Genomic DNA, 18,929 nt, shown 5'->3' with positions numbered 1-18,929 from the left:
TTCATGCTTTGGTTCCGGCACCATCGATTCGAATCTTATTTCTAAATATGGTTCTCCTTTTGCAATAGAAACTTGTCATATTAAATTAAAAAACTCAGATCTTTCTGCTGAAGTTACTCGTTCATTATTTAATACCGCTCGTCAATATCGCGAAAGTTTTGACGTATACGGCTCTAATAAATCATTTGAATGGTCTCTTATTGAAAATGAAGAAAGCGTTATACATACCGGCGAATCTCCTTCAAGGGTAGAAATTCCAGACTTTGCACATTTATTGCCAAAGGAAATTCAGCACTTTACAAGCGCGGGTGTTTATGATTCAGATGATAATCAGCATCTGTCATTTATTCAAGGATCAGGTCATGGAGGTTCTCATCCGCATCTTGTAGATGAATTTCTTAATGCTCTTATGGAAGGCCGCCAACCATACCCCAACGCTATTCAATCAGCTAATATCGTATGTGTAGGTATACTAGCTCATGAATCAGCAATGAAAGGAGGAGAAATTATGTACCTTCCCGAGTTTACCATATCTAAATAATGAAGCCAATTTGATTGGAAGTGAAATGTACTTTTAAACATGGCTGAACTAAAATTTCATTTTCTTATTTGTTTTTAATCATAGAATAACGCGTTTAGGCATTTCATGATATTTGCGAATTTAGTGGGGCGTTTCTAAGCATCGCAAAGGCTTTTAAAACCTTGCGATCAGGATCAAAAAAGGTGCACGTCTAACGGATATATTGATTTTGTAAAATAAGAAACTCAGTTGCTTAAATGTAGACTACTTACTGGTTTACATTTCCATTTCAATCCCGTATTTAATGATGAAGATCATTTCATATCCTGCGTTGCATCATGATTTTTCCGCGATTTAAGGATGAGATTTGGGTATAATTTCAACATCATGACAACTTCCATAGAAAAGGACGAACTAGGGGCCGAACTTCAGGAATTATACCTGAGAAGCAAACAATGGCTCTCGGAGCTTGATTTTCAGAACGATGAAATGATGTTTCTAAAGGGGCTTTTAGGGATAAATTGCCACGTTCTAATCATAGGACATGAAATCGACACAGTAGCAGAACGCTTCATAGACGCGGCAAAAATGGAGGAAAAACAGTCTTGTCTAAGAACACAGATTGGCGATTTTATGCACTTGCTAGGTTCGCTGCTGAAAACCGTCGATCCGGTTATCGACTATAAATTGATGCTTTTGTACAACAAGCTTGAGTCAGATATCTATATAAACGCCGAGAAATTCCAGCTATTTAAAAATCGCGTGCTTTACACCACCGCCGCACCGGCTGCTGAGTTGTCCACTGTTAAATAATTTCAAAACATAGCAAACTCCGTTATTCTTCTACGTTTCTAAGAAACTTAACTTCCTCATCAAAGAAGGCAAGTTCGGACAAATGATGTCTGTTTAATTTACAGCTCCTGTAATTCTGATTCATTCTCTATGATCATAGCTTTTAAGTTTAGGGTATAAAAATCAATAGTGGTAGCCGGAGACCATATTATGGGCTTCATCTGGTAAAAATAATTTAGATCATACATTGGTATCTGGCTAGTCTAAGGCCTTCAGTTTTAACTTAAACTCTACATCCAGCTCATCATTGGTTTGGATCAAGCTTCCTATCTTCCTGGGAGGAATAATTTTGAAATCAGAAAAATTTATTTTCTGGTTTCCTATTAATGTTAGGGACTTAGCTTCATCCGAAATAAATCTGTAATCAACTTGAAACTGCCTTGTTATACCAGCAAGTTCAATAGTGACCGTCCCTTTCACGAGATTTGACTGGTCATTAAGATCTGGGTACCTGGTTAGGCTAATAAATCTGATAATCAGATGAGGGAAATCTTTAGCTTTTAAAGTTTTTCGTAGATCTGCGGTCATCACCAGATTAAGGCAATCAAAATTTTGTACATCGAGCTTCAGGCTGCCTGTCATTTTCAGACTCTCAGAGTTAGTTACTTTGTAAAAAGTCAGGGTGTCTGGTTTATAAAAATTTGCAATAACGCAACCAAACTTATTGACATTAGTACTGCCGAGCACCTTTAAATAGCAGCCTTTAGTGATTACCCACCTTGTTAAATAGGGTTTGCCCATCGGGATGTTAAACGCAGAGAGCAACAAAATGGAGAATAATAATATAGGCTGGAAGCGGCACATAGCTTGATTGGATACCATAAAAAAGCAGGCTAAGAACTCAGCCTGCTTTTGAGAAACTTTTGTTTAGAATCCAACAACTGCCTGGATAACGTATCCGTTAAATTTACCGCCATTACGGTAATCGGCTACTGGCAGGTTATTATATTTTTGAGTTACATACTCTCCCTTTAACAATACATTTTTTGTTAAGAACCATCCAGCACCAAATGCTAAACGATTAACTTTTACATCCTGAGTATAGGTTATAGGCGGAAGTGCTCCAACCGCGGTTATGTTGGCAGGTCTGTAATCCAGGGAATTATATCGAACTCCGACAAATAGATTTTCGGCCTTACCTAATCTATAAACAGCATCAATTGCATACTGACTGGCTTTTCTATCTGCTGTTTCATTTTTAGTTCTTCCTTTAGCAACTTCGAAGGTCCCAAACAATTCAAGTCCGTATGCTTTAGCAAATCCATTAAGCTGTATAGCTTCAACTTTTTTACTAAAACCGGGATTTACACGGCCCGAGGTAAATTGTGCAGTCGCAGTACTTCCAATTTTTTCCATAGTCATGAAATAATTAGAACCGGTACGATCACCTGCGTAAAGTGTCTGGCCTCCAGAACTTTTGTTGCCATAGTATGACACTGCCAGGCGGACACGCATGTCGTGATTCAGTTGTTTGTCCCAGCCTCCTTTAAAATAAAGGGCCGGAGATTTGCGAATATTAGCATCTTGAGGTGTAGCAACCAGGCTATCAATGTTCCCTTTTATCATGCCGTTTGAAACACCCAGCAATCCAAATAATCCATTCTTTCTTACCAATATTTCTCCGCCAATTTCTGTAGTGAAGGCATCCATAATATAATTTTCAACAAAAGGATTATAGATAGTTCCTCCGCCGTCTGATCTGCGGAAATGCTGATCGCCATAGTTAATTTCCATGTGACCGATTTTAATGGTGGTTACTTTCATAATATCTTCCCAGATCTGGCCTTTAAAGGGAAGCTTGTCGAATTGAATATATCCGCCCTTTACCCAGGTTTCGTTATGGTGCCGGGAAGAGAGGTAACTGGTTAAATTTAAACGGATACCGTCTGCTAACTGCACATCCATAAATAGGTTGGCATTTGCTGTGTTAAACCCGGGCGACATTCTATACAGGCCTCTTGAGGTATTTTCGTGTTTTAATCCCTGGAAAGACTGAGTAAAACCAGCTCCAAATTGCACCTTCACTTTGTTAAATGATGTAAGAGTATCTCTGGGTGATTCGAATACGTTTATCCCGATTTTATCGTAGGGGCGAAGATTGGCAACCTCGGTTTGCAGTTTGTCTGACTGTGCCATCAAAGCAAGTGGGCTTACCAGCATTGTGGTAAGAGCTGCTTTTTTCAGAATACTAGAAATTTGAATCTTCATTTTTATATTTAATAAGTAAGATTTAATGATTCAGGCTTTTAATTCTTTAGTTTTAATAGAATATCGATTGTGACCTCATTTGCTACTTTTAAAGCTCCCATCATAAATGTTGGAGCCTTTATGTTAAAATCGCTCATATCGATATTTTGGGAACCTTTGCAGGTAAGTTCCTCCCCGTTAACCGTATAATTAGTTTGTATGGATACCCGCTTTGTTACCCCGGCGATGGTTAAATTTCCGGTTACCTTAATAGATTTTTGCTGTGCTACAACAGTAGCATTTGTTAGTTGAAACGTAATTCTGCTAAACTGTTCTGCTTTTAAGGCTTTGTGCGCCCTTTTATTCAGCAGGTCTTCTTTGCCTTTAAGATTGGTAACAGGAAGTGAAAAGTTTAGAGCAGTAACATCCTGTAACTGGTCGTTCTTTAAAAGAAAACTACCTTCACAGTTGAAGTTCGTAGCGCTCATTATCCAATCGTGTATATTAGAGGTTCCATTCACTTTGATTTGCGAACCAACAGTGCTTTTGTAAGAACTCTGTCCTGTAGCTTTTTGAGTAAAAGCGTGAATGCTTAATACTGTTATAAGGAGGAGAAACCTGGAAAAGTACTTTCGTGTGCTAAGATTTAAATTACTCATGGCAGTGAACATTGTTTGTTAATTTTTCAGTCAAAGGTATTCTGGAGCCAATAAGCCGAGAATGATATAAGGTGTTAAAAAAAGTGATCTACAACACAAAACCGGTTTATTTTGATATCTATGGAAATACAAAAACAGTGATATGGGAACAATAAAAAAGGAAGTTCTGGAAAGGAATTCTTAAAACTTCCTTTGGGTTTATTATAGTAAACCCCTGCAAAAAGAAACTCTGGCGGGAGTCGCCAGCTTCGGAATGGGATTCTGATGCTTACTAAGGTTGGCGGGGATTGTAGTGAAAATCCCTGCCTGTCCGGCAGGCAGGCTTTTTGCCCTTCTTCAGGGCGAAAAGATTGTAACGAAAAGCCCGCCCGGACGCCCAAATGCATGAACTTTAAAAAATTACTAATCGAACTCAGGTAAATTGTAAAACAATAATTAATTACTGAGCAACTAATCCGGCGAATCTGCTTCCAGGTTTTGTACTTTTCGATAAATATAAACTAACAATGGACAATCTCAATTATACAACGGCCGATAAAGCGGTACGGGAGGTACAATCTGGCGACCGCGTTTTCATCCATGGCAGCGCCGCCACACCAATTTGTCTTGTAGAGGCGCTTCAGGTACGTTACCGGGAACTTCGGGATGTGGAGCTGGTAAGCATTACCACCTTGGGCGATGTTAATTTCGACCGCCCCGAGCACCGTGGCTCATTCTTTTTTAATTCCCTGTTCGTATCTGAGGCTACGCGTGACGTTGCCAATAGCAACGATGGGGACTATGTTCCCATTTTTTTAAGCCAGATTCCCCAGCTCTTTCGGAAGGAGATCCTTCCTATTGACGTAGCTTTAATACAGGTTTCACCACCTGATGTGCATGGGTATTGTTCATTAGGGACCTCTGTCGATATAGCGCGGGCTGCCGTTGATACTGCCAAAACGGTCATAGCTCAGGTAAATCCTTTAATGCCGCGCACTCACGGTGATGGTTTTGTTCATATCAGCCGAATCTCGGCATTAGTATGGAAGCAATGGCCATTACCAGAGGTGGATTATTCCGCCAAGGTAAATGAAGTAGTTAAAAAAATAGGATATAATGTAGCATCCTTAATTGAGGATGGAGCTACTCTGCAATTGGGGATAGGAAGCATTCCCGATCAGGTTCTTCAGAATCTTAGCCATCATAAAAACCTGGGCCTGCATACCGAAATGTTTTCAGACGGGGTTATTGACCTGATTCAGAAAGGTGTAATAAATAATAGCAAGAAGCGCCAGAATGTGGGTCTTTCGGTAACGGCATTTTTAGCCGGCACGCGCAGGCTATATGATTTTGTACATGACAACCCTTCAGTCAGGGTAATGGATATCAGCTATGTAAATGATACGAGCATCATCAGGCAAAACCCCCGGGTTACCGCTGTTAACAGTGCGATTGAAATCGACCTGACAGGCCAGGTTTGTGCCGATTCGATTGGAAGCTACCAGTTTTCCGGAATTGGCGGCCAGATGGATTTCATTCACGGTGCAGCATTATCAGAGGGAGGCAAGCCCATCATTGCAATTCCGTCACAAACTAACAAAGGCATCAGTCGCATAACGCCGTTCTTAAAAGAAGGAGCCGGGGTTGTTACCACCAGGGGACATGTGCATTGGGTAGTAACTGAATTTGGTATGGTGGACCTCTTTGGCAAAAACCTCAAACAACGTGCGAGTGCATTGATTTCCGTTGCGCATCCGGATCACCAGGAAGCACTTGAGCTGGCTTTTCACCAGAGGTTCGTGAAGCGGGATACAGGGAAGTATATATAACACCTGCAGTATTGCCCGAATAGAAGAAGGAGGCTGTCTCAAAAGGATAGTCTGCAGGACATCTCCTTTTGTGTTGCATAGGTTTCGTAATACTTATCTGACCCGCGAGACGCTCATAATATTTTAAGTACATGCACAAATGTCGGCTCAGCATTTTGTTGGCTTGCCCAATTAAACCTCAACCGGCTATTGAGTTCGCTGAAAAGTCGGTCGGAATAAGTATTTTTTCATACGTTCTATATTAAGTATACTCTCTAACAATATTTTTCGTCAACGGATTGGCTTCAATAAGCTTAAGTTCGATTCAATATTAAAACAGGGACATGCTCATAATTCAAAAGGGTTTTACTAATACTTTTGTGAACGAGCTGGCCAAAAAAGGAGCGCTTTTTGTGCGCGACAGCAATCATATCAAAGGCTTTATAATCTGAATAGCTTGCAAGGGCTTGTGCAACATCTTTTCCCCGTACATCGGCATAATGGATATCCCTATACTTCCGACCTGAAATAACAGCGTTAAAATCATAACGGTGGTTGTCCCTGCTCTCTTGGGTAGCCTCGGGATCTGATACGTGCAGTACGGTGATGGCGGCATCCCATAAATTCCCAAAGTCCTCTACAAAAGAAAGTGCGTCTTTCTCGGCGGGATTAAGATCGGTAGCAAAAGCGATGTTTTTAATGAGTTTTAACTCTGCTTTCTCCGGAATTACCAGTACCGGGCAGGACGCATTATCTATTACTGCCTCGCAATTGCTTCCAAACATGAAATGGCTGAACGCACCATCTTTGCTTTTTCCGCCCATAACAATAAGCCATGGATGTAATGATTCAATGCTTTCTGCAAGGCTGCCCGGCCGGCTTGTCCAGCCCACTAATGGCGGGTCTGATTTGCCGAGCTTTTTAATTAATTTATTTGCCAGAGCTTTTAATTTTTCATCGACTATCTTTTCTTCTTCTTCATAATTCTCATAAATAGGATATAAGCCAACTTCAGAAGGATACACCTGGGCTGCTGGGAAGGCTGTGTATAACTGAACGTGGGATTTTGCTGCCCTGGCAATTTCTATGGCTGTTAGAGCTGCTCGTTCTGCTTTTTTAGAAAAATCGATTAATACCAGGATTGTTTTCATATCTCATCAGTTTAATGTTAACGTTCAATCTTTCAAGCTGTAATGTATGAACGCACATCCTCACACCTACCTTTTAAGTAGAGAATTTCAGTACTTCCACCTGCTTTTTGTGTGCTCATCGTCCAGACTTTTTCGCGCGCAATTCCGTTAATAATACGTCCGCACAAGAAAGGTTGAAAGTCTGGCCAACAACTGTTTTCGACGGCAGCGCAAAGGCGATTATCAACAGCAAACATTTCGCCAGCTTCAGAAGTCGTAGAGTGCTCTTGGTCATCACCTTTAATGTTATTAAAGTTAAAAGGACTAAGCTTTTAAAAGGATGATGCTTCTTTCAATTTAATGTGATCATCATCACAAACGACTCTGTTAATAACTTTTACATCTTCTGAACTTCTTACTTTGAAATAGTCAGAATCTGCAATACTGATGCTAGCACAAGTAATCAATCATAATTTTTTGTGATGCTGGTCATTTCTTTGCTGGGTGATTTGGGGCAATTTTGTAGTATAAAAACAAAAGCTATGGCAAATGATAAAAACATCTCTTATAGAACACCTGCAGCATTTAATTATCAATCTGCAAATCAGATCGCTTCCCCTGGCATTTGGGATAAATATCTGTCATTTGTTGACACTCAAAAACCATACGCCATTGCGTGGTGGCTGGGATCGCTAATGCTTCATGGCTGTATCCTTATTCCCATTAATTTTTTATTAGTTTATTCTTTTGACGGCCCGACAGCGACATTTTTATTCATCAGCATGACTTTGTTTTTCATTAACGTAATCGCAAACATGGGCAGTGCAGCCTTCAGGTTTACATTTAATTCGTTTGTTCTGAGCATTGCGATCCACCTGCTAATGATTATCTGGGCCCTCGCCAATATTTTGTAATTAATAACAAAAGAACGGGTGCTAAAGCCTCAGGGTTTAATTTCAAAAACTAACAAAACGCTATCCAGTGCATATATCTTTATTTTTAATTCTATTTTTTAAAACCTGGAGAGTGATCATGATCATATAAAAAATTGTCGGCTGTCATATTTTAAACTCACTGGTATATCCATTTTTAGGAATCAATTCTTGGTATTATGGATGCTGTTATTTTGCAATCTCTTGGCGGGGCGGAAACTGTAACCGGTTCCAAACATTTTCTGACCACCCCCAGCTTAAATGTTCTGATCGACTGCGGGCTTTTCCAGGGAATAAAATCCCTTAGGGAGCAGAACTGGCAGAAGCTACCGATCCCGGTAGGAGATATCGATGTCCTTATACTAACCCACGCTCATTTGGATCATTGCGGATATATTCCGCTGCTCGTTAAGAAAGGCTTCAGGGGCAAGATTTACTCGAGCGAACCAACGCGTGACCTTGCAAGGCTGATCATGCTGGACAGCGCAAAGATTCAGGAAGAGGACGCCGCAAGGGCTAACCGGTTCCGCTATTCGAAACACAGTACGGCCTTGCCGCTATACACTGTTAAGGATGCTGAAAATTCTCTGGAACTATTTAAAGCCGTCTCTTTTAATGAATTGATTACCCTTAATGAACATATTAGTTTTATGATCAAACCGAGCGGCCATATTCTTGGAGCCGGCTCCGTGTCAATGATGTGTTACGGACATACGATTGTCTTTTCAGGAGATATCGGACGCCTAAGCAGCCAGCTTTTGGAAAGCCCGGATTATTTCACAACTGCGGATTATGTCATCATGGAATCTACCTATGGTGATAAACTCCACAGTACGGAAGATCCTGCAGAGCAATTGTCGGATATTATAAATGAAACGGTCAAATTGAAAGGGAATATTTTGATTCCTACTTTCGCCGTCGGACGCGCACAGGAATTAATGTTTATGATAACCAAATTAAAGAAAGAAAAAAAAATACCGTCCCAGATCCCCGTCTTTTTGGACAGTCCAATGGCTGCAGAAGCAACTAAAATATCAGATAAATATGCTGGGTTTTTCAAGGTGGATAAACAAGACTGGCTTTCGATTAAGGAAGGTGTTACAATTAACAGCGATTTTCAGCAAACTGAAGAAATCATACAAAGAAAGGGTTCCAAGATTATACTGGCTGCAAGCGGAATGTTAACGGGCGGGCGGGTACTAGAGTACTTGAAACACTATGTAAGTGATCAGAAAAATGTTGTACTGTTAATGGGTTATCAGGCTGAAGGAACAAGAGGTCGTGCCCTCCAGAATAGGAATCATGAATTGAAGATCCATGGGGCCTATTATCCTGTTCATGTCCGGGTGAGAGAAATAACGGGCCTGTCGGCCCATGCTGATCAATCTGAACTTCTGCACTGGTTAAGCAAGTTTGTAAACCGGCCGCAGCAGGTCATACTGGTTCATGGCGAACATAATGCTTTGGAAACGCTGCGGGTTAAAATTAAGGATACTTTCAATATTCCTGTGAAAATAATGAAGCCGAATCAGCAAAACGTACTTTTCTTTTGCGAACCCGTATAGGCTTAGTCTACCTCCTGTCTGAATATAGTTCTATTTAAGGCCTTGTTTCATGTCTTTTTAAAGCGACAGGTCTTTGCTGTACAGGTCGGGAAAATTAATTAGCTCACCATTCTGAACCTCACCGCTCAGGTAGGTTATAATAATCGGTATCGGGCGAATGAAAGTTGTCCTTGTTCTTTTGTAAGGCTTCATAGCCTGACGTACGGCCGGCACTTTTTGGGCTATGCCGTCAGCAATCAGAAAAAGCCCGACCAATTGTTCAGGGTTAACTACACGAATACATCCATGCGCAGCCATTTCTGTACATCGGGGTGTGGCGGGGATAGGGCAGTTTCGTTAGAAAAAGGAGAATTATGGAGATATGCGGCGGAAAGCTCCATACCAGTGCCTGTAAGGTCGGTAATGAATCTGTAACCTGCCACAAGAGCATTCAGCGATACAATAAAGAGCAATATGCTGCACATTATACGGAGAGTATTACCTGACGGTATCATGGTGCTAACAAACTGATATTTCTTTGTCTGACATCACCGGCGACGATATGTGTGGGATGTGCAGGTTTAGTGCCCTGATGATTAAAAAGGAGCCGGCGATTAAAAACAGTGCCGGGATCAGCAGCCGCGGTGCCCGGAACTTTTGCAAGACCAATGGGATCAGGGAGGACATCACAAGCAGGGGCGTTGTACCAAGGCCGAAATAGAACATGAATTCACTTCCTGAAAATGACGATCCGGTATTGAGCGAGCCAGCAATAGCCATATACACCATTCCGCATGGAATAAGGCCATGGAGCACGCCTGCAAAGAGGCCGCCGTAAGGCTTACTCATCCAGCGGCTCAAAAATTTACCCAGCGGGTTGAAGATTTTCTGATAAAACTTGTTTGAGGCACGCGGGATCTTACCTGAGAAATGGTACATCGCTATGGTTATGAGGATTATGCCGCTTACAAAGCTCAGTGCCTGCTGCAGTCCGAGAATGTTGAACAGGCTGCCAATCGATCCGGCTACGAAACCCAGACAAGAGTAACTTAGTATCCGGCCCAGCTGATAAATGATTTTTTGCGTAAAGCTATACCAGACGCTGCCCTGAAATGGAATCGCCATAACCAGCGGCCCGCACATCGCCACGCAGTGCAGGCTGCCGAATAAACCGGTGAAAAAAGCCAGACTCTGATAACTCATGGTATTTTGATCTTATCCTGATAAAGATATTCTTTAAGCCCAGACTTGTACCCGATACGTAACAGCCAGGCCCCCTGTTTCAATTCCCGACGGGGAATTATAGCTTCTGTACTGCTGGAATCGCTCTTGAAAGTCCGGTCCATATCGGCATTAGCCAAATTCCGGAGAATGATGGTATAAGTAACAGGATTTGGGAAAACGATTGTTAAGTCTTTTTCGCTGGTTTTAATAGCAGGCACCATCTGGTCTTCTTTGGCGTCATGGATGGCATTATAGTCGCGGTCATATGCCTGCCCTCTTTCATAATAGTCGGTTTCGATCAGCGAATCCGCTTTGTGTGGTTTTATCATGAGGCTCACAAGTGTGACAATAAACCCCATAAATAACATCATACCGATTGTTAGTTTTGTTCCCCAGTTCATATTTAAAGGTTTGGAGGAGCTATGAAAGTAGTTTTGGCCTTGCTTATAACCTTGCCGCCGGAAACTATTCCCAAAGTGATCCCCGATTTATATTCGTTAGTGTAACGCTGAGGGCGTATTAGAAAAAATGTGAGTTCGACGCTCTCGCCTTTCTTGATTTTATTAATTCGGTTGATGTATTGAATGCGCGTTTCTTTGTCCGGCATGTTGATGCTGAAATTAATTGGACCTGATGTTTTGTTGATAAGCTCGGCATTATATAGATTGCTGACTGTACCATCTTCCCGCAATTGGTATATAGTGCCGCTTGCCCGCAGGATTGTCGCACCGATGTCGGATCGGGTAATCAATAAAGTTGTAAGAGTGGTAAAAAGAACTACCAGAACCAGGGCATAGGCGTACACTCGTTTGCTGAAATGGAACGCGGTTCTGTCGCTTATATCTTCTTCTGATTTAAATCCGATAAGCCTGAGCGGCCGATGAGTTTTTTCCATCACCATATCACAGGCATCTATACAAGCAGTACAGTTTATGCATTCCATCTGGGTTCCCTGGCGGATATCAATTCCGGTCGGGCAAACCTGTACGCATAACCCGCAGTCAACACAGTCGCCAGCTACCTCTAAGGTATCTTTCTGGATATGCCCGCGTGGCTCCCCGCGTCTATAATCGTAAGCTACAACAAGGGATTTCCGGTCTAGCAACACCTCCTGCAGGCGGCCATACGGACAGATGACCGTACACACCAGCTCACGGAGGCGGGCGAAAACAAGATAGAATGCAGCTGTGAAGATGAGGATCGAAAGAAACCCCGAGACATGCTCTGCTACAGGTTCGGTGATAATTTTGATTAGGGTATCGGAGCTAATAAAATACGCAAGAAAGACATTAGCGATCAAAAACGAAATCAGAACAAACAGCGTATGCTTTACAGTCTTTTTGAAGAATTTCAACCCCGACATGGCCGCCGTATTCAGTTCTTTCTGTTGTCGGGCGTCGCCTTCTATGAAATATTCGATTTTGCGGAAAACCATTTCCATGAAAATAGTTTGGGGACATGCCCAGCCGCACCAGACTCTGCCAAACACTGCGGTGAATAAAACTATGAACACCATGAAGCTAAGGAGGGCAAGCACGAACAGGTAGAAATCCTGGGGCATAAAGTGGACACCAAAAATGATGAACTTCCTTTGCAGAACATCCAGAAGTACCAATTGCTCTCCATTGAACTTTATAAATGGAGTCGCAAATAACGTGATCAGCAGGATGTAACTTACCCAGCTCCGGTACCGGTATAGATTTCCAATTATAATCTTTGGATAGATCCATATCCTCTTATTTGAGGTCGCCCCGGCCCCGGTCATGTTTACCATCCCGTCTTTCATCGTTGCTATGTTTAGCCTTCCTTATCGCCCTGGGGTGCTTTTCCGTTTGGCGGGTTAGTATTTTGCAGAGAGAGGATATAATTAGAAAGATCTGATATCTGCTTCGGCGTCAGTGTTTTTTCCCAGGCGATCATTCCTTTTTCAGGCACTCCGTATTTTATTGTTTTAAATATACTGCCGATTTTGCCCCCGTGGATCCAGTAAGGATCCGTCAGATTTGGTCCCACTGAGCCCTGACCTTTATCTCCGTGGCAAGCTATGCAGCTGGTGGTGTACACAGCCTTGCCTGCAGCAAGAACATCTGCTTCTTTACTGTCCTGAACCGAGTTTTCGTCCATATTATTCGCAGACGAAGCAAGAAATACTCCACGCTCAGCTTTTGCTGCAGCCATTTCGATCTCATATTCCTCATCCTGCAAAAGTCCATAATCCAATACGTGGAAATACATCATATAGGCAAATGCAAATGCAATGGTTCCGTAGAAAAGCCACATAAACCAGGCTGGTGTGGGGTTATCAAGTTCAGATATCCCATCAAACTGGTGTTCAAACATGATGTTTTTTTCCTCTGATAGTGGTTTAAGACCCAGCAGCTTTGTCCATATTCCTGGCGCTGACATTTTCAGTTCTTTCGAGTCTTCATACTCTTTCGCATGAATTACCTCCGGCGCAACAAACGGCTTAGGATGAACCATCTCTTCGGCTACCACTTTGAATGCCTTTAACATGGCCAGCGCCGCCATTAGAATCAACAAAGCCGTTACCATGAATGCCCCGATCAGGATGTCCATATGGAAAGTGCTGGATGTACCGGCTACAGAAACCGGCGTTGTTTCCTGTGCAATCCCTGTTGCTGGTAGAATAAATGCTAATGCTAGAAATAGTGACTTCTTCATGTCGTACGTTATGTTTGCTCCGGTTTAATGGCCTGCCGCTTCGGACCTGCCAGGTTCGTTATCAGCGGTGTTGTCATTTTCTTCGATCGGTAAGTTGCTCATATACTCGATGTGATTTTTTTTCATGCGGAAAAGCATGACTGCAACCAGGATAAAAAAAATAAGAAACAACCATAGGGATGATATCAGATATACCCTGCTGTCGATGAAGTTTTGTATGAATTGTTTGAACATTTGTTTAAGAGTTTTAAGTTTAAAGTTCTGAGTTGGTAGTACGTTTTACGTTGTAAGTTTTACTTCTGGTGCGTTAGACGTACAACGTTGAACGTACAACGTATCACTCCTTCTTTACCTTAATGTCCGTTCCGAGCCTTTGCATATAAGCGATTAAGGCAATGATCTCGCGATCGTTTTTGACTTTAATATTCTCTTTTAAAAGGTTATCGCCTATGGCCTGGGCTTGTGTGTTAAGTTCGCTATTGGCTATTTTCTCATAATTGTCGGCATAAGGCACACCTAAAGTCCGCATCGCACTGATCTTTTTTGTGGTTGTTGTGGTGTCCAGTACTTGATCAATAAGCCATGGGTATGGGGGCATAATACTGCCCGGCGACATAGTTGTAGGATCCAGCATATGGTTGAAATGCCATGCATCTGAGTATTTGCCGCCTATGCGGTGAAGATCCGGGCCGGTGCGTTTAGATCCCCACAGGAAGGGGTGGTCATACACGAATTCGCCGGCTTTGCTATAATCACCGTAACGCTCGGTCTCTGACCGGAATGGGCGAACCATTTGGGAATGGCAGTTAACACATCCTTCCCGGATATAAATATCCCTGCCCTGCAATTCGAGGGGCGAATAGGGTTTCACACTCGCAATCGTTGGAACATTCGAAGATATGATAAAAGTTGGCATCATTTCGACCATCCCCCCGATCAGGATTACGATGATAGATAATACCATAAAAGCCATCGGGCGTCGTTCAAGTCCACGGTGCCATGTGTCTTCTCCATGCTGAGGTACAAATACAGGATCAAGGGAAACAGCTTCAGCAGGTTCATTAGCAAGCAGCTGGCCCTTTTTCATTGTTTTCACCAGGTTGTAAGTCATTACAATCACCCCGATAAGGTACAACAAGCCGCCAACCGCACGGAAAATATACATAGGGAGGATCTCGACAATAGTCTGCAGGAATACCGGATACTTTAACAAGCCTTCGGGTGTGAATTCTTTCAGCATCAGACCCTGGGCAAATCCGGCAAGGTATAGGGGAATAGCATAAAAGAGTATGCCCAGTGTGCCAATCCAGAAGTGGAAGCCTATTAGTTTTTTTGAAAACATTTCTGTCTGGTAAAGTCGTGGTACCAGCCAGTACAAAATGGCGAAGGTGAGGAAGCCATTCCATCCAAGAGCACCAACGTGAACGTGTGCAACTATCCAGTCGGTAAAGTGTGCGATTCCGTTCACTTGTTTTAGAGAAAGCAGAGGGCCCTCGAACGTGGCCATACCATAAGCGGTTATACCAACAACCATGAACTTCAGAATAGCATCATCGCGCACTTTATCCCATGCACCGCGTAATGTCAGGAGCCCGTTAATCATCCCGCCCCAGCTTGGTGCGATCAGCATAATGGAAAATGCTACCCCGAGAGATTGCGCCCATCCCGGAAGGGAAGAATAAAGAAGATGGTGAGGACCGGCCCAGATATAGATAAAGATCAGTGACCAGAAGTGGAGTATACTTAACCTGTAGGAATATACCGGACGGTTAGCCATTTTAGGCAAAAAGTAATACATCATCCCCAGGTAAGGAGTCGTCAAAAAGAATGCTACAGCATTATGGCCATACCACCATTGTACCAGCGCGTCCTGTACGCCCGCATAGATATAATAACTTTTAAAAGCTGAGATAGGAAGCTGAAAGGAGTTTACAATATGGAGGACAGCAACGGTTACAAACGTGGCGATGTAGAACCAGATAGCTACATACATATGCCTTTCCCGCCGTTTGATGATGGTGCCAAACATATTGACGCCAAAAATCACCCAGATTACAGTGATTGCAATATCGATGGGCCATTCGAGCTCAGCGTACTCATGCGAAGTGGTAAGCCCGAGGGGTAGCGTTATTGCCGCGGCAACAATGATGAGCTGCCATCCCCAGAAGTGAACTTTACTCAGCGCATCGCTGAACATCCGCGCCTTAAGCAATCGCTGCAGGGAATAGTAAACGCCCATGAAGATACCATTACCTACAAAGGCAAAGATGACGGCATTCGTATGGAGGGGCCTGATCCGCCCGAAAGTTGTGTACTGATTGCCCAGGTTTGTTTCGGGTATAAAAAGCTGGAAAGCGATAAGCAAGCCTACAGACATTCCGATGATGCCCCATATTACGGTGGCGATACCAAAGTCTCGGACAATCTTATTGTCGTATTGAAATTTTTCGAGCTGCATATTTAAAAAGTGGGTTTGTATTCTGAGTGTAAAATTATCGATGAGGGATTTATAAGCGAGTGATGGAGATTAGGGCAAAGTGTGATGTTCGTCACTAGTTGGTTGCCTTGCGTGCCGGTAGCAGGTTGGCTGGTCGTTGTTGGGCTGGACGGATATACAGACCGGGTACGCTTTGTGGAAAGTCTTTTGCCGCACTTCGCTCGCAATGACAGCGTTTTGTGGAAAGTCTTTTGCCGTTAACTCTTCTCCGGTTTATCCTCTTCGAAGAGCATTCTTATTGCGGGGGTCTGCATATCGTCGTTCTGGCCGTCTTTCATTGCCCAGAAAAAGGCGGCGAGAAAGATCAGGGCGATTAAAATGCTGCAGGCAATTAGAAAGTACAGGATATTCATGTCTTATGGTATTAAGAAAGTTTATTTTTCATCGCATAATATCGAGTGGCGAGTGAGGTGAAGGTGAGGATAGTAATTGTGCTTAAAGGCATTAGTACCGCAGCGGTTAAGGGTGATAGAGTACCCTGTACAGCAAAATAAATTCCGATGAGGTTATATGATGCAGAGATAGCGAAACTAAACCTGATCGTCTTAACTCCATCTTTCGCTTGTCGTATAAAAGTGGGTAAACTGCTGAGCGATTTGCCATTGAGAATAGCATCGCAGGCAGGGCTGAAATTGTTTGTGTTATCACTAACTGCAACGCCGACATTGCTTTGGTTTAACGCTCCTGCATCATTCAGGCCGTCACCAATCATCATCACGTTTGCAGAATGGGATTGAAGATTTTTGATGTAAAGCATTTTATCGTGGGGGGACTGTCGAAATTTCATTTGATTTGGGTAGGGAAAAATGCGGCTCAGGTTGTCTTTCTCGCGGGAGTTGTCGCCCGAAAGTAAATGCATATCGAAACCCGGGAATAACTCTATAAAGGTTTTTTCCAGATCCGGACGCCAGGCATGTTTTATACTGAAATATCCTTTGTAGTGATGTCCGATTTCCAGATGGACCACGGTACTGTTTCCTGGCTCATCTTTGGAAGCGGCAGATACCCCAATACCAATTCTCACAAACTGCTGATTAATCATTCCGGTAAGGCCATCGCCGGGAATCTCCTGGAATGCAGTAACCGGGTAGTAATTGTCTGCTTTGGACCAATAGACTATTTCGCGGCTGAGCGGGTGCATAGAATTTCGCGCCAGGGATGCTGCGATCAGCTTCTCTTCATCGGTCAATTCCCCGGAAAACGAAAACTGCGGAACTTCAGGTGAAGTTATTGTTCCTGTTTTATCGAACACAATCGTATCGACCCGCGCGAGCCGTTCTACGGTATCTGTACTTTTTAAAAAGAAGGAATGTTTGTCGAAAATTGTGAGTACTGCAGACAAGGTGAACGGCGTACTTAGAGCTAGTACACAGGGGCAGGCCACAATCAGGACTGCCGTAAAAGCGTTCCAGGCTTTTCCCTGATCATCGGCCATAAGCCAGAATAATGTGGCGCCGATAGCAATGGAGAATGTTACGATGGTGAAATATTTGGCGATAGTGTCATTGAAATTTTTATTCTCGTCCTTTTTTCCGGTAAATGTGTCGTTGTTCCATAACGAAGTCAGATAGCTTTGCGATACAGGCTTTACTATCTCCAGCTCTATAGCCTCTCCGATCTGTCTGCCCCCAGCATAAACAATCTCGCCAAGTACTTTTTTCACCGGTATTGTTTCCCCCGTTACGAAGCTGAAATCGGCTAAACCGTACCCTTTCATTAAAATAGCGTCGGCAGGAACGATCTCATTATTTCTGATAAGGATCCTGTCGCCCACGGTAAGCTCCTCAATAGCGACTGGTTTTTCTGAGGCATTCTTTATGACAGTAACGGCGACAGGGAAATAGGATCGGTAATCTCTTTTAAATGACAGGTGATAATAGGTGCGCTGCTTCACCCACCTGCCGCAGAGGAGCAGGAATACCAGCCCTGTTAAGGTATCTGTAAATCCGGGTCCTGACTGGGTTAAGATCTCAAAGGCCGACCGAAGAAACAGAACTGAAATGATCAATGCCAATGGTGCGTCCAGGTTAATCAGTTTATGTTTTAATGCACCCCAGGCAGACACAAAAAATTCACGCCCGCAATAGAATGTAACGGGAATAGAAAATGCCAGGTTAAGCCAGCCAAACAAAGAGCGGAATTGCTGCTCGAAAGAAGCGAGTCCAAGGTATTCAGGGAAACTCAGCAGCATTACATTGCCCATGCAAAAGCCTGCTACTGCAATTTTTTTGATCAGATCATGATTTACAGATTGCTGTTTTTCTTTGACGACATCCTGCAGGCTGATTAAGGGCTCATATCCCACAGTACTCATTAACTCGACGAGACCCCTCAGTGAGATGTCCTGATGCCGGAAGCTGATCAAAGCCTGTTTCTTAAGGAAATCGATACGGGAATAAATAACGCCGGTGTTTAGCTTGTGAAGGTGCTCCAGCAGCCAGATGCACGAACTGCAATGAATGGCTGGAATATAAAAGGTAATTGTTGTAAATTGTTTATCTGTATAATCCACCAGTTTTGAAATAATGGATGGCTCGTCAAGATATTCCAGATGTTTGCTGGATTGCACTTGTTTTTGGCCCGGCATATCATTGTAGGCGTAGTAACTGCACATGTCGGTGGACGATAACAACTGGTACACACTTTTGCAGCCAATGCAGCAAAACTGTTTTTCGTCGAGGGCGTAATTATAGTCCGGAATTGCGGTGCCGCAGTGGTAGCATTTATCGACTGTTAACGTTGGGCTATTCATTTAATAAATTTCTGTAAAGGTTAAATTTCACCCGCGTCCTGTCAATGATTCTGCTTATTCTAAATAGTGATGCAAGTCATTTTTATCTGGCATTTATGAGTCCGAAAGGTAACGAAGATCACGTATTTGGACGGGTGAAAATGGTTCAAATCATATTATATCT

General features: G+C 42.9%; 18 protein-coding genes and 1 pseudogene. 5 read left to right on the top strand and 14 right to left on the bottom strand.

What is annotated here, in order from left to right:
- Positions 1-541 (top strand): annotated as a pseudogene (locus tag ACLL8Z_RS14335) (hypothetical protein); the annotation flags it as partial.
- A gap of 366 nt (positions 542-907) precedes the next feature.
- Positions 908-1,333 carry a hypothetical protein gene (locus ACLL8Z_RS14330; protein WP_411275478.1) on the top strand — a complete coding sequence of 142 codons (426 nt, stop codon included), beginning with the start codon at positions 908-910 and terminating at the stop codon, positions 1,331-1,333.
- A gap of 237 nt (positions 1,334-1,570) precedes the next feature.
- Here the strand turns inward: ACLL8Z_RS14330 and ACLL8Z_RS14325 are convergent, their stop codons facing one another.
- From ACLL8Z_RS14325 to ACLL8Z_RS14315, 3 genes are read right to left on the bottom strand one after another with little or no spacing between them, the layout of a single operon-like run.
- Positions 1,571-2,194: a YceI family protein gene (locus ACLL8Z_RS14325; RefSeq protein ID WP_411275477.1), complete on the bottom strand. Its 624-nt coding sequence runs from the start codon at positions 2,192-2,194 to the stop codon at positions 1,571-1,573.
- 45 nt (positions 2,195-2,239) lie between these two features.
- Positions 2,240-3,580: a hypothetical protein gene (locus ACLL8Z_RS14320; protein WP_411275476.1), complete on the bottom strand. Its 1,341-nt coding sequence runs from the start codon at positions 3,578-3,580 to the stop codon at positions 2,240-2,242.
- Positions 3,581-3,618: 38 nt separating this feature from the next.
- On the bottom strand, positions 3,619-4,218 hold the full coding sequence (locus ACLL8Z_RS14315; protein WP_411275475.1) for a YceI family protein: 600 nt from the start codon (positions 4,216-4,218) through the stop codon (positions 3,619-3,621).
- 506 nt (positions 4,219-4,724) lie between these two features.
- Between ACLL8Z_RS14315 and ACLL8Z_RS14310 the strand changes: the two genes are divergently transcribed.
- Positions 4,725-6,026, top strand: a complete 1,302-nt coding sequence (locus ACLL8Z_RS14310) for an acetyl-CoA hydrolase/transferase family protein (RefSeq protein WP_411275474.1) — start codon at positions 4,725-4,727, stop codon at positions 6,024-6,026.
- Between the two features lie 293 nt (positions 6,027-6,319).
- Here the strand turns inward: ACLL8Z_RS14310 and ACLL8Z_RS14305 are convergent, their stop codons facing one another.
- Positions 6,320-7,156 carry a universal stress protein gene (locus tag ACLL8Z_RS14305; protein ID WP_411275473.1) on the bottom strand — a complete coding sequence of 279 codons (837 nt, stop codon included), beginning with the start codon at positions 7,154-7,156 and terminating at the stop codon, positions 6,320-6,322.
- Between the two features lie 521 nt (positions 7,157-7,677).
- On the opposite strand from ACLL8Z_RS14305, the gene ACLL8Z_RS14300 reads away from it, so the two are divergent.
- Both ACLL8Z_RS14300 and ACLL8Z_RS14295 read left to right on the top strand, forming a co-directional pair.
- A complete protein-coding gene (locus ACLL8Z_RS14300; RefSeq protein ID WP_411275472.1) occupies positions 7,678-8,049 on the top strand; it encodes a hypothetical protein in 372 nt (123 codons plus the stop codon).
- Positions 8,050-8,246: 197 nt separating this feature from the next.
- Positions 8,247-9,632, top strand: coding sequence for an MBL fold metallo-hydrolase RNA specificity domain-containing protein (locus ACLL8Z_RS14295; protein WP_411275471.1), 1,386 nt, complete (start codon positions 8,247-8,249; stop codon positions 9,630-9,632).
- A 57-nt stretch (positions 9,633-9,689) separates the two neighbouring features.
- On the opposite strand, the gene ACLL8Z_RS14290 is transcribed toward ACLL8Z_RS14295, so the two are convergent.
- From ACLL8Z_RS14290 to ACLL8Z_RS14245, 10 genes are all read right to left on the bottom strand, one after another.
- Positions 9,690-9,887 carry a hypothetical protein gene (locus ACLL8Z_RS14290; RefSeq protein WP_411275470.1) on the bottom strand — a complete coding sequence of 66 codons (198 nt, stop codon included), beginning with the start codon at positions 9,885-9,887 and terminating at the stop codon, positions 9,690-9,692.
- A 14-nt stretch (positions 9,888-9,901) separates the two neighbouring features.
- Entirely contained in the window at positions 9,902-10,096 is a 195-nt protein-coding gene (locus ACLL8Z_RS14285) for a hypothetical protein (RefSeq protein WP_411275469.1), read from the bottom strand.
- Between the two features lie 34 nt (positions 10,097-10,130).
- Complete coding sequence (locus ACLL8Z_RS14280) at positions 10,131-10,814, bottom strand: sulfite exporter TauE/SafE family protein (RefSeq protein WP_411275468.1); 684 nt, start codon at positions 10,812-10,814, stop codon at positions 10,131-10,133.
- Entirely contained in the window at positions 10,811-11,236 is a 426-nt protein-coding gene (locus ACLL8Z_RS14275) for a FixH family protein (protein WP_411275467.1), read from the bottom strand. Before ACLL8Z_RS14275 ends, ACLL8Z_RS14280 begins: the two co-directional genes overlap by 4 nt.
- Before the next feature lie 2 nt (positions 11,237-11,238).
- Complete coding sequence (gene ccoG, locus ACLL8Z_RS14270) at positions 11,239-12,621, bottom strand: cytochrome c oxidase accessory protein CcoG (protein ID WP_411275466.1); 1,383 nt, start codon at positions 12,619-12,621, stop codon at positions 11,239-11,241.
- A gap of 11 nt (positions 12,622-12,632) precedes the next feature.
- Positions 12,633-13,517 carry a cbb3-type cytochrome c oxidase N-terminal domain-containing protein gene (locus ACLL8Z_RS14265; RefSeq protein ID WP_411275465.1) on the bottom strand — a complete coding sequence of 295 codons (885 nt, stop codon included), beginning with the start codon at positions 13,515-13,517 and terminating at the stop codon, positions 12,633-12,635.
- Between the two features lie 24 nt (positions 13,518-13,541).
- On the bottom strand, positions 13,542-13,751 hold the full coding sequence (locus ACLL8Z_RS14260; protein WP_411275464.1) for a hypothetical protein: 210 nt from the start codon (positions 13,749-13,751) through the stop codon (positions 13,542-13,544).
- Between the two features lie 103 nt (positions 13,752-13,854).
- On the bottom strand, positions 13,855-15,975 hold the full coding sequence (gene ccoN / locus ACLL8Z_RS14255; RefSeq protein ID WP_411275463.1) for a cytochrome-c oxidase, cbb3-type subunit I: 2,121 nt from the start codon (positions 15,973-15,975) through the stop codon (positions 13,855-13,857).
- A gap of 236 nt (positions 15,976-16,211) precedes the next feature.
- A complete protein-coding gene (ccoS, locus tag ACLL8Z_RS14250) occupies positions 16,212-16,367 on the bottom strand; it encodes a cbb3-type cytochrome oxidase assembly protein CcoS (RefSeq protein ID WP_411275462.1) in 156 nt (51 codons plus the stop codon).
- A gap of 11 nt (positions 16,368-16,378) precedes the next feature.
- Positions 16,379-18,766, bottom strand: a complete 2,388-nt coding sequence (locus tag ACLL8Z_RS14245; RefSeq protein ID WP_411275461.1) for a heavy metal translocating P-type ATPase — start codon at positions 18,764-18,766, stop codon at positions 16,379-16,381.
- Positions 18,767-18,929 lie beyond the last annotated feature (163 nt).

Source organism: Daejeonella sp., assembly GCF_046590655.1.
Lineage (GTDB): Bacteria > Bacteroidota > Bacteroidia > Sphingobacteriales > Sphingobacteriaceae > Daejeonella.
This window is presented reverse-complemented; position numbering and strand designations above follow the sequence as displayed.